This is a genomic window from Streptomyces sp. VRA16 Mangrove soil (genome assembly GCF_017377775.1).
In the GTDB taxonomy this organism is placed as follows: domain Bacteria; phylum Actinomycetota; class Actinomycetes; order Streptomycetales; family Streptomycetaceae; genus Streptomyces.
On record NZ_JAFVLN010000015.1, the window covers coordinates 148,379 to 171,045 of the forward strand.

Below are 22,667 nucleotides of genomic sequence, written 5' to 3' on the forward strand. Positions count from 1 at the left end.
GCCTGGGGCTTTCCCGCCCAGGGCGCCCGCCGCGCCGCCTCGGGCTTTCCTGCCCCGGGCGCCCGCCGCGCCGCCTTGGGCAATCTGCCGCCATGGGCGGCAGGGTGGGCAAGGCGGCACCCCGGCGCGGGGTGAGCGCTCCAACCGGCCTCCAGCTCGGTCCCGGCCGCGCCATCGCCGGGTGCAGCGCCGTCTCGGCTGGTCGCGCAGTTCCCCGCGCCCCTGCGGGGCACGACCACTGCCGGTCGCGCCCGCGCGGCGGAGCCGCAGATCGATACAGTCCCGCGCCCCTACGGGGCACGACCACCATCGGCGGAGCCGCAGATCGATACAGCCCCGCGCCCCGGACGGGGCACGACCACCGCCGGTCGGGCCCGCGCGGCGGAACCGCAGCGCGCCCCTACGCCCCCGTCGGCGTCCCCTGATGGAAGTACATCCGCCACACGCCGTCGACCCCCCGCCGCCACAACGAACTACGCCACACCCGACGCCCATGATCCGCAGAGCGATACGTCAGGTGCACGACCCCGGGGGCGAGCAGCGTGCCCGCCATCTCCGTGACGACCGCCGGGTCCTCGGCGGAGATGCCGCCCGAGCCCGTCACCTCCAGGATCGTCTCGCGGTCCCAGCGCCGCCCCGAAGCCCCGAACTCGAAGTACTCCGGGTCGAGCAGCGCCGTGACGGCCTCGTCGGACGCCCGCACCGCGGGGTCGAGCATGCGCAGCTCCCCGTCGATCGCCGCCTGGATCTGAGCCTGCTCGTCCTCGTTCATGCGCCGAAAGTAGGCGATCACGCCACCCTTGACCAACCGGCGTACGCCCAGGTCGCACGGTGTGACCCGGTTCACTACCAACAAGTAGCCCGAACCCGCGTAATGCTCGGGCCGCAACCCCCTCTCGCTTGTGACGAACACAGTCCGAGCGAAAAGGGAGGTCCCGCCATGACTGGCTCAGGGGCGGCTAAGTCGGCGGTCGAATGGCTGGTGTCGGTGGCGCCGGATCCGGAGGCCTGCCGCTGGGAGTGGGAACGCAATCCGCTCGGGGTGGCCCTGCTGCCCGCGGGCAAACAGTGGGACGTGCTGATCCTGCCGGGTGAGCTCGGTTACCCCACGCTCGACGTCCTCACCCGCGTCATCGACCGCCCGGGCCCGGTCCTCGCGGACTTCGGCGACGCCCGGATGGGCTTCTTCGTCCCGGCGGGCACGGTCGCACGCTGGCTCGGCACGGGCGTACGCGGGGCGGGCCGAGGCACCTGGATCGTGGTCCCGTACCCCGGCCGCTCCACCGGGGGAGTCCGCTGGCTGGTGCCGCCGGACGGCCAGGGCACGCTCACCGACCCGGCGCTCCTGGAACTCGCGATGCACGAGGCGGCGGCCCAACTGGCCAGGGACGCGGGGGAGTAGCCGGCACCGGAACCCTTGACAACTCAATTGGTCTGGACCAAGTTGGGCGCGCTCCACCGCACCGTGCCCCCTTCCCCCGCCACGCCCGGAGGCAGCCATGTCCCGCACCGGACCACCCCGCAGACTTCTGACCGCCGTGACGGCGGCGGCCCTCGCCGCCGCCGGGCTCGCCGCGGTGTCGCCCACCCCTGCCCACGCGGCCGACACGGACCTGGCCCGCAACGGCGGCTTCGAGTCGGGCCTGGACGGCTGGACGTGCTCGGCCGGAACCGGCGCGACGGTGAACTCGCCCGTCCACAGCGGTACTTCGGCCCTCCAGGCGACCCCGACCGCAGGCGACAACGCCCAGTGCGCGCAGACGGTGACGGTCAAGCCGGACTCGACGTACACGCTCTCGGGCTATGTCCGCGGCTCCTACGTCTACCTGGGCGCGAGCGGCACCGGCACCACCGACGTCTCGACGTGGACCCAGTCCGCCCCGGACTGGCAGCAGTTGACGACGACGTTCCGCACCGGCCCGTCGACGACGAAGGTCACGATCTACACCCACGGCTGGTACGGCACCCCCGCCTACCAGGCCGACGACCTCTCCCTGCTCGGCCCCGGCGCCACCGCCCCCGTACCCCCGGCCGCCCCCACCGGCGTGCGAACAGGCGCGATCACCACCACCAGCATCGCCCTGTCCTGGCCCGCGGTCGCCGACGCGACGTCGTACGCGCTCTACGTCAACGGCACCAAGTCCCGCACGGTGACCGGCACTTCGGCCACCCTCACCGGCCTCACGCCCGCGACGGCGTACAGCCTCCAGGTCACGGCGGTCAACGACGAGGGCGAGTCGGCGAAGTCGACCCCGGTGACGGCGACGACGGCAACGGGCACCGGCGGCGGCTCCACCGGCCTGCCCGCCCACGCCCTGGTCGGCTACCTCCACGCGAGCTTCGCCAACGGCTCCGGCTACACCCGCCTCGCCGACGTCCCCGACAGCTGGGACGTCATCGACCTGGCCTTCGGTGAACCCACCTCCGCGACCTCCGGCGACATCCGCTTCAACCGCTGCCCGGTGACGGAGTGCCCGAACGTCGAGTCGGACGCCGACTTCAAGGCGGCCATCAAGGCCAAGCAGGCCGCGGGCAAGAAGGTGCTGATCTCGATAGGCGGCCAGAACGGCCAGGTCCAGCTCACCACGACAGCGGCCCGCGACGCCTTCGTCACCTCGGTCTCGAAGATCATCGACGAGTACGGCCTGGACGGCCTCGACATCGACTTCGAGGGCCACTCCCTCTCCCTCGACACCGGCGACACCGACTTCAAGAACCCGACCACCCCGGTGATCGTGAACCTGATCTCGGCGCTGAAGACCCTGAAGGCCAGGTACGGCCAGGACTTCGTCCTCTCCATGGCCCCGGAGACCTTCTTCGTCCAGAACGGCTACCAGTTCTACGGCTCCGGCAAGTGGGGCGGCCAGGACCCGCGCTGCGGCGCGTACCTCCCGGTCATCCACGCGATGCGCGACGACCTGACCCTGCTGCACGTCCAGGACTACAACTCGGGCCCGATCATGGGCCTCGACGGCCAGTACCACTCCATGGGCGGCGCCGACTTCCACATCGCGATGACCGACATGCTCCTCACCGGCTTCCCGGTCGCGGGCGACGCCACCAACGTCTTCCCGCCACTGCGCCCCGACCAGATCGCCATCGGCATGCCCGCCTCCACGAACGCGGGCAACGGCTACGTCGCCCCGGCCGAGGTCACCAAGACCCTGAACTGCCTGACGAAGGGCACCGACTGCGGCACGTACCCGACCCACGGCACCTGGCCGGCACTGCGCGGCCTGATGACGTGGTCGGTGAACTGGGACCGGTTCACCGGCTGGGAGTTCCAGAAGAACTTCGACGCGTACTTCGGCTGATCGCGTACGCGGCCGCGTACAGCAGCACCACCGAAAGACACCAGCTCCCCACCACGTCGACCGGCCAGTGATACCCCTGCCGGACGAGCCCCAGGCCTACGGCCGCGTTCAGTGCGACGCAGCCGTAGGCCGCTGAGCGTCGGTGCGCGAGGAGGGCGCACAGGCCGTACGCGACCGCTGCCGTGGCCGCGTGGCCCGAGGGGTAGAAGCCGGTCTCGGGGGACATCGGGGGTGGGCCGGGGCGGGCCAGGAGGGACTGGAGGGGGCCGACCAGGGCCGGGACCAGGGCCATGGTGACGACGGCGACGAGCGTCGGGAACCAGGTGCGGGTGCGCCAGGTGAGGTAGGCGAGGGTGGCCGCCAGGACCGGGAGGGCCACCTGGAGGTTGCCGAGGTCCGCGAGGAATTCGGCCGGGCCCGCGGGGATCGCGCTCGTGCGGAGCGCGTCGCCGAGGCGTTCGTCGGGGGTGAGGAGGGGGCCGTCCGCCGCCACCTGCCACGTGAGGAGCGCGAAGAGGAGGGCCGCGCAGAGAGTGAGAAAAGTGGCCGGGCGCCCCGGAGCAGGGGGGGTAGCTCCGAGGCGCCCGATCTGATCGGCGTGCCGCGCGCCCCGGGGGGTTTGGGGCGGGCGACCGTCCGATCGGTGAGGAGTTCCGGAGCCGGAAGCTCCGGGTGTGTGCGCGAGGGCACGACCAGGGCGGGGCTGGGGAGGCTCCGTCCCGGATTCGCCCGCAGTCCCCTGCGGGCGGGGTGTTTCTCTCATCTGCAGAAACCGTACGTCAGGGGTCGGGGGCGCGACAGCCGGTTCGGCAAGCTGCCATGGGGCCCCCACACCTTCTTCACACGGCCCGACCGTCGTGCCAGGTCAGCGGAATGGTTCCCTCTTCAACCGGCATCGTCGGACCGTGTGACTCCAGTGTCCCGCTGTGCTCAGAGAGCCGCGAAGGCACTCTCGATGATGTCGAGGCCCTCGTTGAGCAGGTCCTGGCCGATGACCAGCGGGGGCAGGAAGCGCAGCACGTTGCCGTAGGTGCCACAGGTGAGGACGAGCAGGCCCTCGGCGTGGCAGGCCTTCGCGAGCGCGGCGGCGGCCTCCGGGTGCGGCTCCTTGGTCGCCGGGTCCTTGACGAGCTCGATGGCGATCATCGCGCCGCGGCCACGGATGTCACCGATGGCCGGGAACTTCTCCTGCATGGCGGAGAGCCGGGTCTTCATCGTCGACTCGATCTCCTTCGCCTTGGCGTTGAGGTCGAGCTCCTTCATCGTCTCGATGGCGCCGAGCGCACCGGCGCAGGCCACCGGGTTGCCGCCGTAGGTGCCGCCGAGGCCGCCCGCGTGCGCGGCGTCCATGATCTCGGCCTTGCCGGTCACCGCGGCGAGCGGGAGACCGCCCGCGATGCCCTTGGCGGTCGTGATCAGGTCCGGGACGATGCCCTCGTCCTCGCACGCGAACCACTGGCCGGTGCGGCAGAAGCCGGACTGGATCTCGTCCGCGACGAAGACGATGCCGTTGTCGGACGCGAACTGGCGGATGGCGGGCAGGAAGCCCTTCGCCGGCTCGATGAAGCCGCCCTCGCCGAGGACCGGCTCGATGATGATCGCGGCCACGTTGTCGGCGCCGACCTGCTTGGTGATCTGGTCGATCGCGGCGGCGGCGGCCTCGGGGCCGGCGTTCTCCGGGCCGGTCGGCCAGCGGTAGCCGTAGGCGACCGGGACGCGGTAGACCTCGGGGGCGAACGGGCCGAAGCCGTGCTTGTACGGCATGTTCTTCGACGTGAGGGCCATCGTCAGGTTCGTACGGCCGTGGTAGCCGTGGTCGAAGACGACGACCGCCTGGCGCTTGGTGTACGCGCGGGCGATCTTGACGGCGTTCTCGACGGCCTCGGCGCCCGAGTTGAACAGGGCCGACTTCTTGGCGTGGTCGCCCGGGGTCAGCTCGGCGAGCGCCTCGGCGACCTCCACGTAACCCTCGTACGGCGTGACCATGAAGCAGGTGTGGGTGAACTCCTGCAGCTGGGCGGAGGCGCGGCGGACCACGGCCTCGGCGGACGCGCCGACGCTGGTCACGGCGATACCGGAGCCGAAGTCGATCAGACGGTTGCCGTCGACGTCCTCGATGATGCCGCGGTCCACGCGCGCGGTGAACACGGGCAGCGTGGAGCCCACACCGGCGGCGACGGCGGCGAGACGGCGCTGCTGCAGCTCCTGCGACTTCGGGCCGGGGATGGCGGTGACGACGCGGCGCTCCTGCGGGATGTCGCTCATGCGGGGCTCCTGGTTCTGGCTCAGGGGGCGGCACCGGGTTCCGGTCCGGGTTCGCCGGGGGGTTTCGGGGGTTTCTCGCAGGTTAGGGCGGGGAGAGGGGGCCGGTCATGCTCCATTGGGGCGGGGTTGTGGGGCAGGGTTGTCCGAGGTGGACAGGTCGGAGTGCGAGCGAAGGAGGGGCGGCGTGCGGGAGCGCGAGCTGGAGGAGATCGAGGAGATGTGTGCCGCGGCCACGCCGGGGCCCTGGTTCGTCAGACAGCTGGACGACGAGTGGGCCATGGGGCTGGTGGCGGTGAGCACCGTGCCTGACACCGGCCGGGGCGAGCGGTGGCCCGGCTTCGACCACGGGGACCTGGTGGCCGCGACGCTCGTGCAGCAGCCGCGGTACGTCGACTCGGCGGACGCGCGCTGGGAGGAGAACGCCGCCTTCATCGCCATGGCCCGCGACGTCGTACCGCGGCTCGTCGGGGAAGTGCGCCGGCTGCGCGAGCGACTGGCCGCCGACGGCGGGTGAGCCCGTGGGGCCGGTGGGCCCGCGCGGGACGACCGCCGCGCCCGGAGCAATGGGTCAACTCCCCATGTGCGGCGGTTAGATTGAACAGGTTCGGCGCCCGTGCGCCGGCCCGACCGACCGGAGCTGACAAGGCGCAGGGAGCACGTGCATGGAGACCGAGGGCACGCAGGGCACGCACGAACCGGGCAGTGGGCGGCGCTCCGCCCCCGTGCCGCGGCCCGCGCGGCCGGCACGTCCCGCCGTGCCGCCGATGCCCCGGCAGGCGCCGGCGGGACCGGGGGCCGCGGTCGCCCAGTGGCTGTCGACGCGCAGGCCGCGCACCGAGCCGGGGGTGTGGCGGTACGGGTTCGTGCCGCGGGCGCCCCGGCGCGACGAGACGGTGATCGGCCGCAAGCTGCTGGTGTGGATGGTCGCCTCGTTCCTCGCCGGGATCCTGCTGTGGAGCCTGTGGCGGCACGGCACGCTCCCGTACCAGTGGGTGCCGCTCAAGATCGTGACCCCGGACGCCTGGTGGTGGCCCGGCACGACGTCCCCGCGCGACGCGAAGGCGAACGAGGCCCTCGTCGTCTATCAGGGGGTGGCCTTCGGCGTGCTCGTCTTCCTCGTCGGGCGGTTCGGGGCGTGGGGCGAGGGCATCCGGCACTTCGTGGTGCGCCGGCCCCAGCCGGCCCGCGCGCTGATCGCCTCCGTCGCCGCCGTCGGCGTCCTCGTCTTCGTCTGGCCCGCCGCGCTCGGCCTCGACTGGCGGCCGCTGCCGATCGCCGAACCCGTGCTGTCCCTCGTCGTGCTGATCACCGGCGGCTACGGCTTCTTCACGATCCCCGCGCTCGCGTACACCCTCTACGGCCTCATCACCCTGGCCGTGCTCTACCCCTTCGCCCGCCTCGGCGGCTGGCTGGAGGCGTGGTCGGGGCTGCGCGCCCGCAAGACCCCGCCGAAGCCCGCCGCCCCGCCGCGCGCCCGCGCCGAATGGGCCGAGCTGCGGGCCGCGGGACAGGACAAGGCCGCCGACGTCCTCGCCCTCGAAGTGGCCGGCGGCCGGATGAACGACGTCGACTGCGTCCGCGTCGCCCGCGCCTGGAAGGCCGCCGCCCGCCGCGCCGACGGGCCCGCCGAGTTCACCGACACCGTGGTCCGCCAGGGCGGCGCCGCCTGGACGCACCCCTCCAAGCAGCGCGACCTGCCCGTCCGCACCGCCACCCACGACCTGCTCGTCGGCCAGGTCCGCATCGGCCGCTTCGCGCGCGACGAGCGCAACCCGTACCCGCTGCAGGGCGCCGGCGCCGCCCTCGACCCGAGCGCGCTCGGCACCTCGCTGCTCGCCGTCGGCCCCTCCGGCGCGGGCAAGACCGCCGGGGTGATCCGGCCCGTCGTGGAGTCGCTGGCGCTCCAGGCGCTCACCGGACGGGCCGCGGTCATCGCCGTCTGCGCCGCCGGCACCCCGCTGGGCCCCGACGACGCGTACGACGTCGTGGTCCGCCCCGGCGACCCCGCCTCCGTGTACGACCTCGACCTGTACGCGGACGCCACCGACCCCGACGAGGCCGCCTCGTTCCTCGCCGAAGGGCTGGTCGGCGACCTCGAAGGGGTCGACACGCGCCGCGCGGCCACCGCGCTCGCGCAGCTCCTCGGCCCCTACCGCACCGCGCACGGCCACTTCCCTTCGGTGCCCGTGCTGCGCGAACTCCTGGAGGGCGACGCGGCCGCCCTCGCCGATCTGCGGTCCCGGCTCTCTCCGGACGCCGACGCGGCGATGCGTCGCGAACTCGACGCCCGCCAGCGGCAGTCCGGCACCGCGGGCGACCCGGGGCCGGTGCTCGCCGACCGGCTCGCGGTGCTCGACCGGCCCGTGTTCGCCGGGTTCTTCGACACGAGCGGCGCCGGCCGCCCGTTCTCCGTACGGTCCGTCACCGGGCATCCGCTGCGGGTCCGTGTCGACCTTCCCGAGCAGGGCCACGAGGAGGCGTCGCGGCTGCTGGCCCGGCTGCTGCTCGCCCAGTTCGCGTCGGTGGTGCGCGGCCGCGGCGAGGACGCGCCGTTCGCCTGCCTGGTCCTGGACGACGCGGCGCGCACGGTGACCGCCGAGACGGTCCGCGCCATCCAGCGGCTGCGTTCCGCGCGCGCCGGGGTCGTCCTCGGGCTGCGTACCGTCGGCGAGGTCGCCGAACCTCTGCAGGGCCCGCTGTACGCGGCCGTCGGCTGCCGTATGGCCTTCTCCGGGGTCTCCACCTGGGACGGCCGCCGGTTCGCCGAGGCCTGGGGCACCGAGTGGGTGGAGCGCGAGGAGGTCGCCCAGCACACGGTGTACGCCAACCAGCCGCTGACCCGCGCCCTGCACAGCCTGCGCAAGATGGTCACCGGCAAGGCCGTCACCACCGACGCGGTCACCGTCCGCCAGGTCGAGCGCGAACGCTGGTCGGCGTCCGACCTCGCGCACGCCGTCCCGCCCGGTCACGCCGTGCTCTCCCTGACCACCGTGCGCGGCGAGCACGCTCCGCCGCTGCTCGTGGACCTGCGCGCCTGAAGAGTGGCTGAGGATCCCGGGGCGGGGCGCCAGCGGTACGTACGGTGAGGCAGAATCGGCACGGGGCGTTCATACGGAGCGTCCAAAAGCTTCACAAGCCACGTCCGTACGCCCAGCACAGCCGGTCCTCCGCCCGGTACACCCAGCACACCTGAAGGCCGTCATGCCGCCCACGCTCGCCTCGCTCGTCCACCACTCGGCTCTCAAGCTCACCGTGCGTGCGGGCGAGGCGCACCTGGACACCCCGGTCAGGTGGGCGCACGTGAGCGAGCTCGCCGACCCCGTGCCGTACATGGAGGGCGGGGAGCTGCTCCTGATCACGGCGCTGAAGCTGGACGCCGAGGACCCGGAGGCCATGCGCCGCTACGTGAAGCGGCTCGTCGGCGCGGGCGTCGTCGGGCTCGGCTTCGCGGTCGGCGTCAACTACGACGCCGTGCCGGACGCACTCGTGCAGGCGGCGCAGGGCGAGGGTCTTCCGCTCCTCGAAGTCCCGCCGCGCACGCCGTTCATCGCCATCAGCAAGGCGGTCTCCGCGGCCATCGCCGCAGACCAGTACCGGGCCGTGACCTCCGGGTTCGCCGCCCAGCGCGAGCTGACCAAGCAGGCCCTGAACGACGGCCCCGAAGGGCTGCTCGCCGTCCTCGCCGCGCAGGTCGACGGGTGGGCCGCGCTCTACGACGCCTCGGGCGCCGTCGTCGCCACCGCCCCGGAGTGGGCCGGACGTCGGGCGGCCCGGCTCACCCCCGACGTGGAGCGGCTGCGGGAGCGGCCCGCGCCCGCCAGCGCCGTGGTCGCGGGCGGCGCCGACGACCGGGTCGAGCTGCATTCGATCGGTACGGGACGCAGGCCGCGGGCCGCTCTCGCCGTCGGCACGGCCGCGGCCCTCGGCACCGCCGAGCGGTACGCGCTGCACTCCGCCATCGCCCTGCTCACCCTGACCACCGAGCGCTCCCGGGCCCTGTACGCGGCCGAACAGCGGATCGGCTCCGCGGTGCTGCGGATGCTGCTCGCCGCCGAGCCGGACCATGCACGGGCCGTCGCCGGTGATCTCTACGGGGCGCTGCTCGACGCGCCGTTCCGGATGGTGCTCGCCGAGGCCGTGGCGCCGCCGCCCAGCGGGGTCGCGCCGAGCGGCGGCCGGGCCACGGGCACCGCGCTGCTGCTCGCCGAGGCGATCACCGGCGCGGGCGGCCCGGCCGGTGACCCGGTCTCGGTCCTCGTCGACGTCGTCGAGTCCGCCGCCGCGCGGGCCGGCGAGGCCGTGCTCGTCGTCCCGGACGGGGAGCGCGTCGTGCTGCTCGTGGTCGACGGGGGCGCGGCCGGGGAGGCCTGCGTGCAGTACGCGGAGGCGCTGGAGGCGACGCGGGCCGCGTCCTCGGGCGGCGCCGGCGGTGACGAGCTCGTCGTCGGGTTCTCGGCTCCGGCCGGGCCGATCGCGGCGGCGACCGCCTTCAAGCAGGCCGAGCAGGCGCTGTCCGTCGCGCGGCGGCGCGGGCGGGTCCTGGTCGAGCACGAGGACGTCGTCGCCGGGTCCGTGCTGCCACTGCTCGGTGACGACGCGGTGCGGGCGTTCGCGGACGGGCTGCTGCGGGCGCTGCGCGATCATGACGCGACGGGCCGGGGCGACCTGGTCGCCTCGCTGCAGGCGTGGCTGTCGCGGCACGGGCAGTGGGATGCCGCTGCCGCGGATCTCGGGGTTCATCGGCACACGCTGCGGTACCGGATGCGCAGGGTCGAGGAGATCCTGGGGCGCTCGCTGGACGATCCCGATGTGCGGATGGAGCTGTGGCTGGCGTTGAAGGCGACCGGGGCCTGAGGGGATGGTCTCGTGGTCGGCTGACGGCCGGTGGGGGCTGGGCGCGCAGTTCCCCGCGCCCCTAGAAGCATGCGCTGCGCGCAGCTTCCCCTGAAGGCCGCAGGCCTTTCAGGGGCGCGGGGAACTGCGCGCCCAGCCCCCACCGGGCCGCACCTGACGAACCGGCCAACAAAGCCCCCCGAACACTCCAGCCCGGCCAAACCCAATCGCCCGGCACCCACCTAACGTGGAGCTCGCAAAGCCCACGTACACGGAGAGGCCGGTAGAAGACACATGACCGCCACCCACGCCTTCTGGCTCGCCGGCCGCCAGGCCACCGGAGACGAGACCTTCGAGGTCCACAACTCCTACGACGGGCGTCTCGTCGGCACCGTCGCCGTCCCGACTGAGGCCCAGGTCGAGGAGGCCGTCGCCGCCGCCCACGCCGTGGTGGACGAGTTCGCCGCGACCCCGGCGCACGTACGGGCGAAGGCGCTGAACCACGTCGCCGACCGCCTCACCGAGCGCACCGAGGAGATCGCCCGGCTGATCTCCGCCGAGAACGGCAAGCCGATCAAGTGGGCCCGCGGCGAGGTCGGCCGCGCCGTCTCCGTGTTCCGGTTCGCCGCCGAGGAGGCCCGCCGCTGGAACAGCGGTGAGGCGCAGCGCCTCGACACCGACCAGGGCGGCACGGGCCGTCTCGCGCTGACCCGCCGCATCCCCAAGGGCGTCGTCCTCGGCATCGCGCCGTTCAACTTCCCGCTGAACCTGAGCGCTCACAAGGTCGCCCCGGCCATCGCGGTGGGCGCGCCCATCATCCTGAAGCCGGCGCCCGCGACCCCGATCTCCTCCCTGATCCTGGGCGAGCTGCTCGCCGAGACGGACCTCCCGGCCGGTTCCTGGTCGGTCCTCACCGTGCCGAACGACCGGATGCCCGCCCTCGTCCAGGACGAGCGCCTCCCCGTCATCTCCTTCACCGGCTCCGGCCCGGTCGGCTACGCGATCATGGACAGCGTGCCGCGCAAGCACTGCACCCTGGAGCTCGGCGGCAACGGCGCGGCGGTCGTCCTCGCCGACTGGGCCTCCGAGCAGGACCTCGACTGGGCCGCGACCCGCATCGCGACCTTCTCGAACTACCAGGGCGGCCAGTCCTGCATCTCGGTGCAGCGTGTCATCGCCGACGCCGCCGTCTACGACCGGCTGCTCCCGAAGATCGTCGCCGCCGTCGAGGCGCAGGTCACCGGCGACCCGGCCGACGACGCGACCGACGTGGGCCCGCTGGTCAGCGAGGACGCCGCCCAGCGTGTGGAGGCGTGGGTGAACGAGGCCGTCACCGCCGGTGCGTCCCTCCTCGCCGGCGGCAAGCGCGACGGCGCCACCTACGCGCCGACCGTCCTCGCCGACGTGCCCGCCGACGTGACGATCTCCTGCGAGGAGGTCTTCGGCCCGGTCCTCACCGTCAAGAAGGTCGACGGCGAGACCGAGGCGTTCGCCGCGGTCAACGACTCCAAGTACGGCCTCCAGGCGGGTGTGTTCACGCACGACCTGCAGACGGCCTTCCGCGCCCACCGCGAGCTGGAGGTCGGCGGTGTCGTCGTCGGCGACGTGCCCTCCTACCGCGCCGACCAGATGCCGTACGGCGGCGCCAAGCAGTCCGGCGTCGGCCGCGAGGGCGTGCGCTACGCGATGGACGACTACACGTACGAGCGCGTCCTGGTCCTGACCGGTCTCGCGCTGTAACGTCCTTCGACCCGACGGCCGGAGCCCACTGTGCGGGGGCTCCGGCCGTCGTTCGTTCTGCATGCTCCGGCCTGCACAGGTGCGGTGCATCTGGCTGAATCGCACGCGGACCGGTCCCATCTGTCCACGCCGATGGACTCGCTCGTCCACGTCATGCGCGGAGTCTCCGAGGATCCCGACGCCTACGCGACGATGGACAAGGCCGAGACCCGCTACATCAACGCCGAGCTGGACAAGCTGCCGCAGGGCGCTTCCGGGTACTCCGAGAGCAACCCCCTCGCGAAGTCCGGTGCGGCACTCGGCGCCTTCGACGCGATCAGCCCCCGACCCCGCTCCTCGCTATGACTCCGACCCCGCCGGACACATCCGCGGCACCTGGGCGGCCCAACTGAGCACCGTCGCAACGAAAACCGTCCCGAAGGACCTCACCGAACAAGGGGCTCAGCTGCTCGACATCTGGGCCGAGGGACGCGCCGACGGCTTCAAGCCCGCGGAGGACCTCCGCAAGAACTGCCTCAACAGCCAGTCCGAGAGGTACGGGGCCGTCCTGGACGATCTGAAGAGGCAAGCGCAAGGGGACTGACTCCGGCAACGGGGAGCTCCCTGACTCCCTCGGCGTCCTCCCGCTCGGCGCCTGACGGCAGGGAGGCCCATCCCGGACAACTCCACGGTGACCGTCGGTTATCGGCCCGCGAGGGGTGGTCGACATGCCCGTTATCAGGTACATACGATCGAGTAGCACCGGTCGGTAACGGGCCGGCCCTGTGCACCCGACGCGCGGCGAGGTGAACCTCATGTCCGCAACACCCCAGCAGCAGGCGAAGGTCTCCGAACGGGAGGCCCGGCAGGTCGCCGAGGCCGCACGTGAGCAGGACTGGCGCAAGCCCAGTTTCGCCAAGGAGCTGTTCCTCGGCCGGTTCAGGATCGATCTGATCCACCCCCATCCGCTGCCCGCGGACGAGGACGCGCAGCGTGGCGAGGAGTTCCTCGCCACACTGCGCGACTTCTGCGAGACGAAGATCGACTCGGCGCGGATCGAGCGCGAGTCGAAGATCCCCGACGAGACGATCGACGGACTCAAGGAGCTCGGCGCGCTCGGCATGAAGATCGACACGAAGTACGGCGGCCTCGGCCTCACGCAGGTCTACTACAACAAGGCGCTGGCGCTGGTCGGCTCGGCCTCCCCGGCGATCGGCGCGCTGCTCTCCGCGCACCAGTCCATCGGCGTACCCCAGCCGCTCAAGCTCTTCGGCACCCAGGAGCAGAAGGACACATTCCTGCCGCGCTGCGCCCGCACCGACATCAGCGCGTTCCTGCTGACCGAGCCCGACGTCGGCTCCGACCCGGCGCGCCTGGCCACCATGGCGGTGCCGGACGGCGACTCCTACGTCCTGGACGGCGTGAAGCTGTGGACGACGAACGGAGTCGTCGCCGACCTGCTGGTGGTCATGGCGCGGGTGCCGAAGTCGGAGGGGCACAAGGGCGGCATCACCGCGTTCGTGGTGGAGGCGGACTCGCCGGGCATCACCGTCGAGAACCGCAACGCGTTCATGGGACTGCGCGGTCTGGAGAACGGCGTCACCCGCTTCCACCAGGTCAGGGTCCCGGCCGCGCACCGCATCGGCCCCGAGGGGGCGGGCCTGAAGATCGCCCTCACCACCCTCAACACCGGCCGGCTCTCGCTGCCCGCGATGTGCGTGGGCGCGGGCAAGTGGGCCCTGAAGATCGCCCGCGAGTGGTCGGCGGCGCGCGAGCAGTGGGGCAAGCCGGTCGCGTTCCACGAGGCCGTCGGCTCGAAGATCAGCTTCATCGCGGCGACCACGTTCGCCCTCGAAGCCGTCGTCGACCTCTCCTCCCAGATGGCCGACGAGGACCGCAACGACATCCGCATCGAGGCCGCCCTCGCCAAGCTCTACGGCTCCGAGATGGGCTGTCTGATCGCCGACGAACTCGTCCAGATCCGCGGCGGCCGCGGCTTCGAGACCGCCGAGTCCCTCGCGGCGCGCGGCGAGCGGGCCGTCCCCGCCGAGCAGATCCTGCGCGACCTGCGCATCAACCGTATCTTCGAGGGCTCGACGGAGATCATGCATCTGCTGATCGCCCGCGAGGCGGTCGACGCCCACCTGTCGGTCGCGGGCGACCTCATCGACCCCGACAAGTCCCTCGCCGACAAGGCGAAGGCAGGCGCCAGGGCGGGCGGCTTCTACGCCCGCTGGCTGCCGAAACTCGTCGCGGGCCCGGGCCAACTCCCGCGCTCGTACGCCGAGTTCCATCCCGCGGGCCACCGCGACCTCTCCGGCCACCTGCGCTACGTGGAACGCTCGGCCCGCAAGCTCGCCCGCTCCACCTTCTACGCCATGTCCCGCTGGCAGGGCCGCATGGAGACCAAGCAGGGCTTCCTCGGCCGGATCGTCGACATCGGCGCCGAACTGTTCGCGATGAGCGCGGCGTGCGTGCGCGCCGAACTCCTGCGCACCACCGAGGAGTACGGCCGCGAGGCGTACCAGCTCGCCGACGCGTTCTGCGAGCAGTCGCGGATCCGCGTCGACGAACTCTTCGACCGCCTGTGGACCAACACCGACGACCTGGACCGCAAGGTCGTCAAGGGCGTCCTCGGCGGCACGTACACCTGGCTGGAGCAGGGCGTCGTCGACCCGAGCGGCGAGGGCCCGTGGATCGCCGACGCGACACCGGGCCCGAGTAAACGGGAGAACGTGCACCGGCCGATCCGCTAGGGCCCGTGCGGCGGGTCGGGCCGCATCCCGGTGGCCCGTGCAGTCCGTTGCCGGTGAGCCGGAGACCGCGCCCGTGACAGGGCCCGCCGGACAGGCCCTGGCTCACTGCGGCGCGGGCCCGGTCAGGCGGGCCCGCGCCACGGAGCGGAACTCCGCCACGAGCCGGCCGGTGTCGTCCGCTCGGGACGCAAGGACGACATGGCTGGGCTCGACGCCCTCCAGGGGCACCTCGACGATGTCCGGACGCAGGCTCGCCGCGCGGATCCCCAGCGCGGCGACCGCCAACGACCGTCCCTCGGCGACCAGTTCGAGCTTGTCCTCCATCGCCCGGATCAGCGGCCCGTCCGGCACCCGGCTGCCGTCGGGCCGCGGGTCGATCCGCCAGAACGCGTTCCACGCCGGGTCGTCCGGCACCCGCGGCAGCGGTTCGCCCGCGATGTCGTCGAGGGTGACGGACGCCCGGTCGGCGAGCCGGTGCCCGCGCGGCACGAGCAGGGAGCGCGGCTCGTCGTACAGGAGCGTCACGTCCAACTCGTCGGTGGCGAACGGCATGCGGGCCACCACGACGTCCACCCGGTGGGCGAGCAGCGCGGGCCGCGGCTCGTTCCAGGACAACTGCACCACCCGCACCTCGGCGTCCGGTCTGCGGCGGCGCAGCTCGCGCACCTCCGGCGTGACGAACAGCCCCGCGAGATGTCCCACGACCAGCCGGCCGGGCTCGGCCGCGGCCCGGGTCTCGGCCGCCGCCCGCTCGGCCGACCGCAGCAGTGCCCTGGCCCGCGGCAGGAACACCTCACCGGCCTCGGTGAGCGTGGAGCCCCGCGGCGTCCGGTCGAGCAGCCGCGCCCCCAACTGCCGCTCCAGACGGCGGATCTGCCGGCTCAGCGAGGGCTGCGTGGTGAGCAGCGCCTCGGCGGCCCGGCCGAAGTGGCGGTGCTCGGCCACGGCCGTGAAGTAGCGCACGAGGCGCAGATCCAGATCGGGCGCGAGCTCAGCCATGCCCTCAGCGTAGGCGCCGGCCTGCGGTGATGCCCATTCCGTATCGCGCCATGCGCAACAGGCTTTGGACGGGCCCGGGGCCGCGGCCGGAGGGTGGAAGCCACTTCCCGCACCGGAACCAGAGGGGGCGCACCATGCGCGTATTCGTCACCGGAGCCACCGGCTGGGTCGGCTCCGCCGTCACCCGCGAGCTCCTCGCTCACGGCCACGAGGTCGTCGGCCTGGCCCGCTCGGACCGGGCCGTCACCGCACTGACCGAGGCCGGCGCCACCCCGTACCGCGGTTCGCTCGCCGACCCCGACGGCCTCGCCGCCGCGGCCAAGGACGCCGACGGCGTCCTGCACCTCGCCTTCGACCACTCGTTCGCCGACTACCAGGGCGCGGGCGCCGCCGACCTGCGCGCCGTCGAGGCGATGGGCGCGGCCCTGGAGGGCACCGGCACACCCCTCGTCGTCACCTCGGGCCTGGTCTTCGAGCCCGGCATCCGCGGCACCGAGGACGACCCGGGCTGCACGGCGTCGGCCGGCTCGGTCCGCGTCGCCTCCGAGAACGCCACGCTCGCCCTCGCCGACCGCGGCGTCCGCGCGATCGTCCTGCGCCTCGCGGCGTCCGTGCACGGCGCGGGTGACCCCGGGTTCGTGGCCCGGCTCGTCGCGGTCGCCCGCGAGAAGGGCGCTGCCGCGGTCGTCGGCGAGGGCGCCAACACCTGGCCCGCCGTGCACCGTTCGGACGCGGCCCGCCTCTACCGGCTCGCCCTGGAGTCGGCGCCGGCCGGGATCCGCCTGCACGCCGTCGCCGAGGAGGGCATCGCCCAGCGCGACATCGCCGCCGTCATCGGCCGCCACCTGGACGTACCCGTCGTGCACCTGACGCCCGAACAGGCCCGCGACCACTTCGGCTGGTTCGCCTCGTTCGCCGGCGACTTCGACGCGCGGGCGGACAGCGCCCGCACCCGCGCACTCCTCGGCTGGCACCCCACCGGACAGCCGCTCCTCACCGACCTGGAGGAGGGCCACTACTTCGCCTGACCGCCCCCACCGGTAGGGTCCGGGCGTTCGCCATGACCACGACGACCGGGGGCCTCGGATGAGAGACGAGACGCAGTACCGCGACGACCTGGAACGCCGCTTCCTCGACGAGACGGCACGGCAGCGCGGCCGCGGCCTGGTCTGCCTCTGGATCGCCGGACTGCTGTGGGCCTACGTCGCCCTGCGCCTCGTCGTGTCGTGGAAGATCCTCGGCGCCGACCCGGACTGCGACGCCCCGCTCTTCTCACAGGTCGACCCCGACTACGCGTACGAGTCGGCGACCGCCTGCGCGGTCAATCCCTGGCCCACCCTGCTCGGCGTCCTGGCGCTCTCCGTCCCGTTCTCGGCCGTCGGAGCCGCCCTGTACGTACGCGGCATGGTCGGTGCCAACCTCATCCACTACGTCCGCTCGATGACGCGATGACACCGCGATGAACCAGGGCCTGTCCGGCTCACGGCATCGACACGCAAGAATGGGGGGATGACCGACAGCTCCGTCAGCCCATCCCCCCTCGCGGACCCGCACCTCGTCTTCGACCCGGCCCCTGCCGAAGCCCCCCGGGACATCGTCGTCCTGGGCTCGACGGGCTCGATCGGCACCCAGGCGATCGACCTGGTCCTGCGCAACCCCGACCGCTTCCGCGTCACCGCGCTGAGCGCCGCGGGCGGCCGCGTGGAACTCCTCGCCGAGCAGGCCCGCCGCCTGGGCGTGCGCACGGTCGCCGTGGCCCGCGAGGACGCCGTCCCCGCGCTGCGCGAGGCGCTCGCCGCGCAGTACGGCGCGGGGGAGAAGCTCCCCGAGATCCTCGCCGGACCGGACGCGGCCACCGAACTGGCCCGGTCGGCCTGCCACACCGTCCTCAACGGCATCACCGGTTCCATCGGTCTGGCCCCCACGCTCGCCGCCCTCGAAGCGGGCCGCACCCTGGCCCTCGCCAACAAGGAGTCGCTGATCGTCGGCGGCCCCCTGGTGAAGGCCGTCGCCAAGCCCGGCCAGATCATCCCGGTCGACTCCGAGCACGCCGCGCTCTTCCAGGCGCTCGCCTCCGGCACCCGCGCGGACGTGCGCAAGCTGGTCGTCACCGCGTCCGGCGGCCCGTTCCGTGGACGCACCAGGGCCGACCTCGCGAACGTGACGGTCGAGGACGCCCTCGCGCATCCCACCTGGGCGATGGGCCCGGTCATCACGATCAACAGCGCGACGCTCGTGAACAAGGGCCTGGAGGTCATCGAGGCGCACCTCCTCTACGACATCCCCTTCGACCGCATCGAGGTCGTCGTCCACCCGCAGTCGTACGTGCACTCCATGGTCGAGTTCACCGACGGCTCCACGCTCGCCCAGGCCACCCCGCCCGACATGCGGGGCCCGATCGCCATCGGTATCGGCTGGCCCGAGCGGGTGCCCGACGCGGCGCCCGCCTTCGACTGGTCGAAGGCCTCCAGCTGGGAGTTCTTCCCCCTCGACAACGACGCGTTTCCGTCGGTGGGGCTCGCCCGGCACGTGGGGGAGCTCGCGGGGACGGCTCCGGCGGTGTTCAATGCCGCCAACGAGGAGTGCGTGGACGCGTTCCTGAAGGGCGCCCTGCCCTTCAACGGGATCATGGACACGGTGACGAAGGTCGTCGAGGACTGCATCGCTGAGAAGCGCGGCACATCCGGAACGGGAACTTCGCTCACCGTCACGGACGTCCTCGAAGCGGAGACCTGGGCACGCGCCCGGGCCCGTGAACTGACGAAGACGATGGACCGGACAGCCGCGGAGGCTCGTGCATGACGACCTTGATGATGATCCTCGGCATAGTCGTCTTCGTGGTGGGCCTGCTCGTCTCCATCGCCTGGCACGAGCTGGGCCACCTGTCGACGGCGAAGCTCTTCGGCATCCGCGTGCCCCAGTACATGGTCGGCTTCGGCCCGACGATCTGGTCGCGGAAGAAGGGCGAGACCGAGTACGGCATCAAGGCGGTCCCGCTCGGCGGCTACATCCGCATGATCGGCATGTTCCCGCCCGGCAAGGACGGCAGGATCGAGGCCCGCTCGACCTCGCCGTTCCGCTCGATGGTGGAGGACGCGCGCGCCGCGGCCTTCGAGGAGCTCAAGCCCGGCGACGAGACCCGGCTCTTCTACACGCGCAAGCCGTGGAAGAGGGTCATCGTCATGTTCGCCGGCCCCTTCATGAACCTGATCCTGGCGGTCGGGCTGTTCCTCACGGTCCTCATGGGCTTCGGCGTCACGCAGCAGACGAACGTCGTCTCGTCCGTCTCTCCCTGTGTCATCCAGGCCAGTGAGAATCGCGACACCTGCAAGAAGACCGACCAGGAGTCCCCGGCGAAGGCGGCCGGCCTGCAGCCCAAGGACAAGATCGTCTCGTTCGACGGGGTGACGACGGACAAGTGGAACACCCTGTCCGACGAGATCCGCGAGAGCGCGGGCAAGACCGTCCCGATCGTCGTCGAGCGCGACGGCAAGCAGCAGACCCTGACCGCGAAGATCGCCACGAACCAGGTCGCGAAGAAGGACTCCAGCGGCCAGATCGTCGACGGGTACGTCAACGCGGGCTTCCTCGGCTTCACCGCGGCCACCGGCGTCGTGAAGCAGGACTTCGGCGACTCGGTGTCCTGGATGACCGACCGCGTCGGTGACGCCGTCGACTCCATCGTGGCGCTCCCGTCGAAGATCCCGGCCCTGTGGGACGCCGCGTTCGGCGACGGCCCGCGCGAGCAGGACTCCCCGATGGGCGTGGTCGGCGCGGCCCGCGTCGGCGGCGAGATCTTCACCATGGACATCCCGGCGACCCAGCAGCTGGCGATGGCCCTGATGCTGGTCGCGGGCTTCAACCTGTCGCTGTTCCTCTTCAACATGCTGCCGCTGCTGCCGCTGGACGGCGGGCACATCGCGGGCGCCCTGTGGGAGTCCCTGCGGCGGAACCTGGCGCGGGTGCTGCGCCGCCCGGACCCGGGCCCGTTCGACGTGGCGAAGCTGATGCCCGTGGCGTACGTCGTGGCCGGGATCTTCGTCTGCTTCACCCTGCTCGTGCTGGTGGCGGACGTGGTCAATCCGGTCAAGCTCACCTAGCCGGGGCAGCCTCGGCGGGGCGGTGCCCGGGACGGTGGTCCGTCCCGGGCACCGCCCGTTTCCGGCCGTGGGTCCGCCATGAACCCCGGATGACCCCCAAGGAGTGGTTTCGCCCGATACGGGATCCTGGGTGTGCTCGGGTCGCACCCGGTGACGTAACCTCGGTGGCCGAGCCCGTCACCTGGCCGGCGGGACCTGTATCAGACCTTGGGGTTGCAGCACTGATGACCGGTATCTCTCTCGGAATGCCCGATGTTCCCGCGAGGCTCGCGGTGCGGCGCAAGAGCCGTCAGATCCAGGTCGGCACCGTGGCGGTCGGCGGTGACGCACCGGTCTCCGTGCAGTCCATGACGACGACGCGTACGTCCGACATCGGTGCCACCCTGCAGCAGATCGCCGAGCTGACCGCGTCCGGCTGCCAGATCGTGCGCGTCGCCTGTCCGACGCAGGACGACGCCGACGCGCTGCCGGTCATCGCCAAGAAGTCGCAGATCCCGGTGATCGCCGACATCCACTTCCAGCCGAAGTACGTCTTCGCCGCCATCGAGGCGGGCTGCGCCGCCGTCCGCGTGAACCCGGGCAACATCAAGCAGTTCGACGACAAGGTCAAGGAGATCGCCCAGGCGGCGAAGGACCACGGCACCCCGATCCGCATCGGTGTGAACGCGGGCTCCCTGGACCGTCGCCTGCTCCAGAAGTACGGCAAGGCCACCCCCGAGGCCCTCGTCGAGTCGGCCCTGTGGGAGGCGTCCCTCTTCGAGGAGCACGGCTTCCAGGACATCAAGATCTCGGTGAAGCACAACGACCCGGTCGTGATGGTCAACGCCTACCGGCTGCTCGCCGAGAAGTGCGACTACCCCCTCCACCTCGGCGTCACCGAGGCAGGCCCCGCCTTCCAGGGCACGATCAAGTCGGCGGTCGCCTTCGGCGCGCTGCTCTCCGAGGGCATCGGCGACACGATCCGCGTCTCCCTGTCGGCCCCGCCGGTCGAGGAGATCAAGGTCGGCAACCAGATCCTGGAGTCGCTGAACCTCAAGCCGCGCCGCCTGGAGATCGTCTCCTGCCCGTCCTGCGGCCGCGCCCAGGTCGACGTCTACAAGCTCGCCGAGGAGGTCACGGCCGGCCTCGACGGCATGGAGGTCCCGCTCCGCGTCGCCGTCATGGGCTGCGTCGTCAACGGCCCGGGCGAGGCCCGCGAGGCCGACCTCGGCGTCGCCTCCGGCAACGGCAAGGGCCAGATCTTCGTCAAGGGCGAGGTCATCAAGACCGTCCCCGAGTCGAAGATCGTGGAGACCCTCATCGAGGAGGCGCTGAAGATCGCCGAGCAGATGGAGAAGGACGGGGTGCCCTCCGGGGAGCCGTCGGTCGCCGTCGCCGGCTGATCAGGACGCGGGCCGCTGTCCTTCGCGCGCGCTCGTCCGCCGGGTCTCGCCCGGCGGGCGGGCGCGCGTCTCGTTGTGGCCGGCCGCGCCCCGCGGCGCAGCCGCTGATGGATACAGCCCCGCGCCCCCGGAGATGCGGACGCCAAGGCACCCCAAAGCACCGCCAGGTACAGTGCGGAGATCAGCAGCCCAGCCAAAAAGGCCCGTACGTGTTGACTCAGACCACCACCCGGGTCCTCGAACCGAGCGACCTGGACGCCGCGCTCGCGGTACTCGACCGCGAGCCGGTCGCCAATGCCTTCGTGACGGCCCGCGTCCGCATCGCGGGCCTCGACCCGTGGCGGCTCGGCGGCGAGATGTGGGGCTGGTACCAGGACGGGATGCTGGAGTCGCTCTGCTACGCGGGCGCCAACCTCGTCCCGATCTGCGCCACCGACCGCGCCGTACGCGGCTTCGCCGACCGCGCCCGGCGGGCCGGCCGCCGGTGCTCGTCCATCGTCGGCCCCGCGCAGGCCACGGCCCTGCTGTGGCGCCTCCTGGAGCCCTCCTGGGGCCCGGCCCGCGAGGTCCGCGCCCATCAGCCGCTGATGGTCACGGACCGGATGCCGGTGGACGTCGTCCCGGACCCGTACGTCCGTCGCATCCGCAAGGACGAGATGGACACGATCATGCCGGCGTGCGTGGCCATGTTCACCGAGGAGGTCGGCGTCTCCCCGCTGGCCGGTGACGGCGGCCTGCTCTACCAGGCGCGGGTGGCCGAACTGGTCGGCTCGGGCCGCTCGTTCGCCCGCCTCGACGAGCACGGCAACGTGATCTTCAAGGCGGAGATCGGCGCCGCGACCCCCGACGCCTGCCAGATCCAGGGCGTGTGGGTGGCCCCCGAGTACCGCGGCAGGGGCCTCGCGGCCCCGGGCATGGCGGCGGTGGTCCGCTACGCGCTGGCGGACGTGGCCCCGGTCGTCAGCCTCTACGTCAACGACTTCAACACCCCGGCGCGCGCGGCGTACCGCAGGGTCGGCTTCGAAGAGGTCGGCGCTTTCATGAGCGTCCTGTTCTGACCCCCACCCCACCCCCTCGCACAATCCCCCGCCCGCCCCCGCCCCGCCTTGGGTGTTCGGCGGCCCGCCCCGCCCGCCTCGGGTGTTCGGCGGCCCGCCCCTGCCCGCCTCGGACAATCCGCCGCCCACCCGCACCCGCCTTGGGCAATCTGCCGCCAAGGGCGGCAGGGTGGGCAAGGCGGCACCCCAGCGCCGGGCAGGCGCTGCCGCAGGCCCCCGCCCACGGCCCCGCTGCGGCACC

Annotated in this window: 18 protein-coding genes; 14 read left to right on the plus strand and 4 right to left on the minus strand. The window is 72.5% G+C overall.

The window, feature by feature from the left end:
- Positions 1 to 400: 400 nt before the first annotated feature.
- Positions 401 to 772, minus strand: a complete 372-nt coding sequence (locus J3486_RS32695) for a DUF4440 domain-containing protein (protein WP_207826943.1) — start codon at positions 770 to 772, stop codon at positions 401 to 403.
- Positions 773 to 940: 168 nt separating this feature from the next.
- Here J3486_RS32695 and J3486_RS32700 point away from each other — a divergent pair, with 168 nt between their 5' ends.
- Positions 941 to 1,402: a hypothetical protein gene (locus tag J3486_RS32700; RefSeq protein WP_207826944.1), complete on the plus strand. Its 462-nt coding sequence runs from the start codon at positions 941 to 943 to the stop codon at positions 1,400 to 1,402.
- A gap of 97 nt (positions 1,403 to 1,499) precedes the next feature.
- Complete coding sequence (locus J3486_RS32705) at positions 1,500 to 3,314, plus strand: chitinase (protein ID WP_207826946.1); 1,815 nt, start codon at positions 1,500 to 1,502, stop codon at positions 3,312 to 3,314.
- Here J3486_RS32705 and J3486_RS32710 read toward each other — a convergent pair.
- On the minus strand, positions 3,268 to 3,807 hold the full coding sequence (locus J3486_RS32710) for a phosphatase PAP2 family protein (RefSeq protein ID WP_307805031.1): 540 nt from the start codon (positions 3,805 to 3,807) through the stop codon (positions 3,268 to 3,270). The genes J3486_RS32705 and J3486_RS32710 overlap by 47 nt on opposite strands.
- Before the next feature lie 437 nt (positions 3,808 to 4,244).
- Positions 4,245 to 5,579, minus strand: coding sequence for a 4-aminobutyrate--2-oxoglutarate transaminase (gene gabT / locus J3486_RS32715; protein WP_207826951.1), 1,335 nt, complete (start codon positions 5,577 to 5,579; stop codon positions 4,245 to 4,247).
- 184 nt (positions 5,580 to 5,763) lie between these two features.
- Between gabT and J3486_RS32720 the strand changes: the two genes are divergently transcribed.
- The 6 genes from J3486_RS32720 to J3486_RS32745 all read left to right on the plus strand — a co-directional run bounded on the left by J3486_RS32720 (position 5,764) and on the right by J3486_RS32745 (position 14,887).
- A complete protein-coding gene (locus tag J3486_RS32720) occupies positions 5,764 to 6,093 on the plus strand; it encodes a hypothetical protein (protein ID WP_307805032.1) in 330 nt (109 codons plus the stop codon).
- A gap of 148 nt (positions 6,094 to 6,241) precedes the next feature.
- The gene (locus J3486_RS32725; protein WP_207826953.1) at positions 6,242 to 8,617 is read left to right on the plus strand and encodes an ATP/GTP-binding protein; all 2,376 of its coding nucleotides are present in this window, start codon (positions 6,242 to 6,244) and stop codon (positions 8,615 to 8,617) included.
- A gap of 163 nt (positions 8,618 to 8,780) precedes the next feature.
- On the plus strand, positions 8,781 to 10,433 hold the full coding sequence (locus tag J3486_RS32730; RefSeq protein WP_207826955.1) for a PucR family transcriptional regulator: 1,653 nt from the start codon (positions 8,781 to 8,783) through the stop codon (positions 10,431 to 10,433).
- A gap of 273 nt (positions 10,434 to 10,706) precedes the next feature.
- Positions 10,707 to 12,152 carry an aldehyde dehydrogenase family protein gene (locus J3486_RS32735; protein ID WP_207826957.1) on the plus strand — a complete coding sequence of 482 codons (1,446 nt, stop codon included), beginning with the start codon at positions 10,707 to 10,709 and terminating at the stop codon, positions 12,150 to 12,152.
- Positions 12,153 to 12,236: 84 nt separating this feature from the next.
- A complete protein-coding gene (locus J3486_RS32740) occupies positions 12,237 to 12,497 on the plus strand; it encodes a hypothetical protein (protein WP_207826960.1) in 261 nt (86 codons plus the stop codon).
- 449 nt (positions 12,498 to 12,946) lie between these two features.
- A complete protein-coding gene (locus tag J3486_RS32745) occupies positions 12,947 to 14,887 on the plus strand; it encodes an acyl-CoA dehydrogenase family protein (RefSeq protein ID WP_207826962.1) in 1,941 nt (646 codons plus the stop codon).
- A 102-nt stretch (positions 14,888 to 14,989) separates the two neighbouring features.
- On the opposite strand, the gene J3486_RS32750 is transcribed toward J3486_RS32745, so the two are convergent.
- The gene (locus J3486_RS32750; RefSeq protein WP_207826964.1) at positions 14,990 to 15,886 is read right to left on the minus strand and encodes a LysR substrate-binding domain-containing protein; all 897 of its coding nucleotides are present in this window, start codon (positions 15,884 to 15,886) and stop codon (positions 14,990 to 14,992) included.
- A gap of 134 nt (positions 15,887 to 16,020) precedes the next feature.
- Here J3486_RS32750 and J3486_RS32755 point away from each other — a divergent pair, with 134 nt between their 5' ends.
- The 6 genes from J3486_RS32755 (at position 16,021) to J3486_RS32780 (ending at position 22,426) form a co-directional block, all read left to right on the plus strand.
- On the plus strand, positions 16,021 to 16,914 hold the full coding sequence (locus J3486_RS32755; protein WP_207826966.1) for an SDR family oxidoreductase: 894 nt from the start codon (positions 16,021 to 16,023) through the stop codon (positions 16,912 to 16,914).
- 58 nt (positions 16,915 to 16,972) lie between these two features.
- Complete coding sequence (locus J3486_RS32760; RefSeq protein WP_207826968.1) at positions 16,973 to 17,338, plus strand: hypothetical protein; 366 nt, start codon at positions 16,973 to 16,975, stop codon at positions 17,336 to 17,338.
- Between the two features lie 57 nt (positions 17,339 to 17,395).
- Positions 17,396 to 18,688 carry a 1-deoxy-D-xylulose-5-phosphate reductoisomerase gene (gene dxr, locus J3486_RS32765; protein WP_207826970.1) on the plus strand — a complete coding sequence of 431 codons (1,293 nt, stop codon included), beginning with the start codon at positions 17,396 to 17,398 and terminating at the stop codon, positions 18,686 to 18,688.
- A complete protein-coding gene (locus J3486_RS32770; RefSeq protein WP_207826972.1) occupies positions 18,685 to 19,986 on the plus strand; it encodes an RIP metalloprotease in 1,302 nt (433 codons plus the stop codon). The genes dxr and J3486_RS32770 overlap by 4 nt, the downstream gene beginning before the upstream one ends.
- Before the next feature lie 224 nt (positions 19,987 to 20,210).
- Complete coding sequence (ispG, locus tag J3486_RS32775; RefSeq protein WP_207826974.1) at positions 20,211 to 21,368, plus strand: flavodoxin-dependent (E)-4-hydroxy-3-methylbut-2-enyl-diphosphate synthase; 1,158 nt, start codon at positions 20,211 to 20,213, stop codon at positions 21,366 to 21,368.
- Positions 21,369 to 21,577: 209 nt separating this feature from the next.
- The gene (locus tag J3486_RS32780) at positions 21,578 to 22,426 is read left to right on the plus strand and encodes a GNAT family N-acetyltransferase (protein ID WP_207826977.1); all 849 of its coding nucleotides are present in this window, start codon (positions 21,578 to 21,580) and stop codon (positions 22,424 to 22,426) included.
- The last annotated feature ends 241 nt before the right edge of the window (positions 22,427 to 22,667 follow it).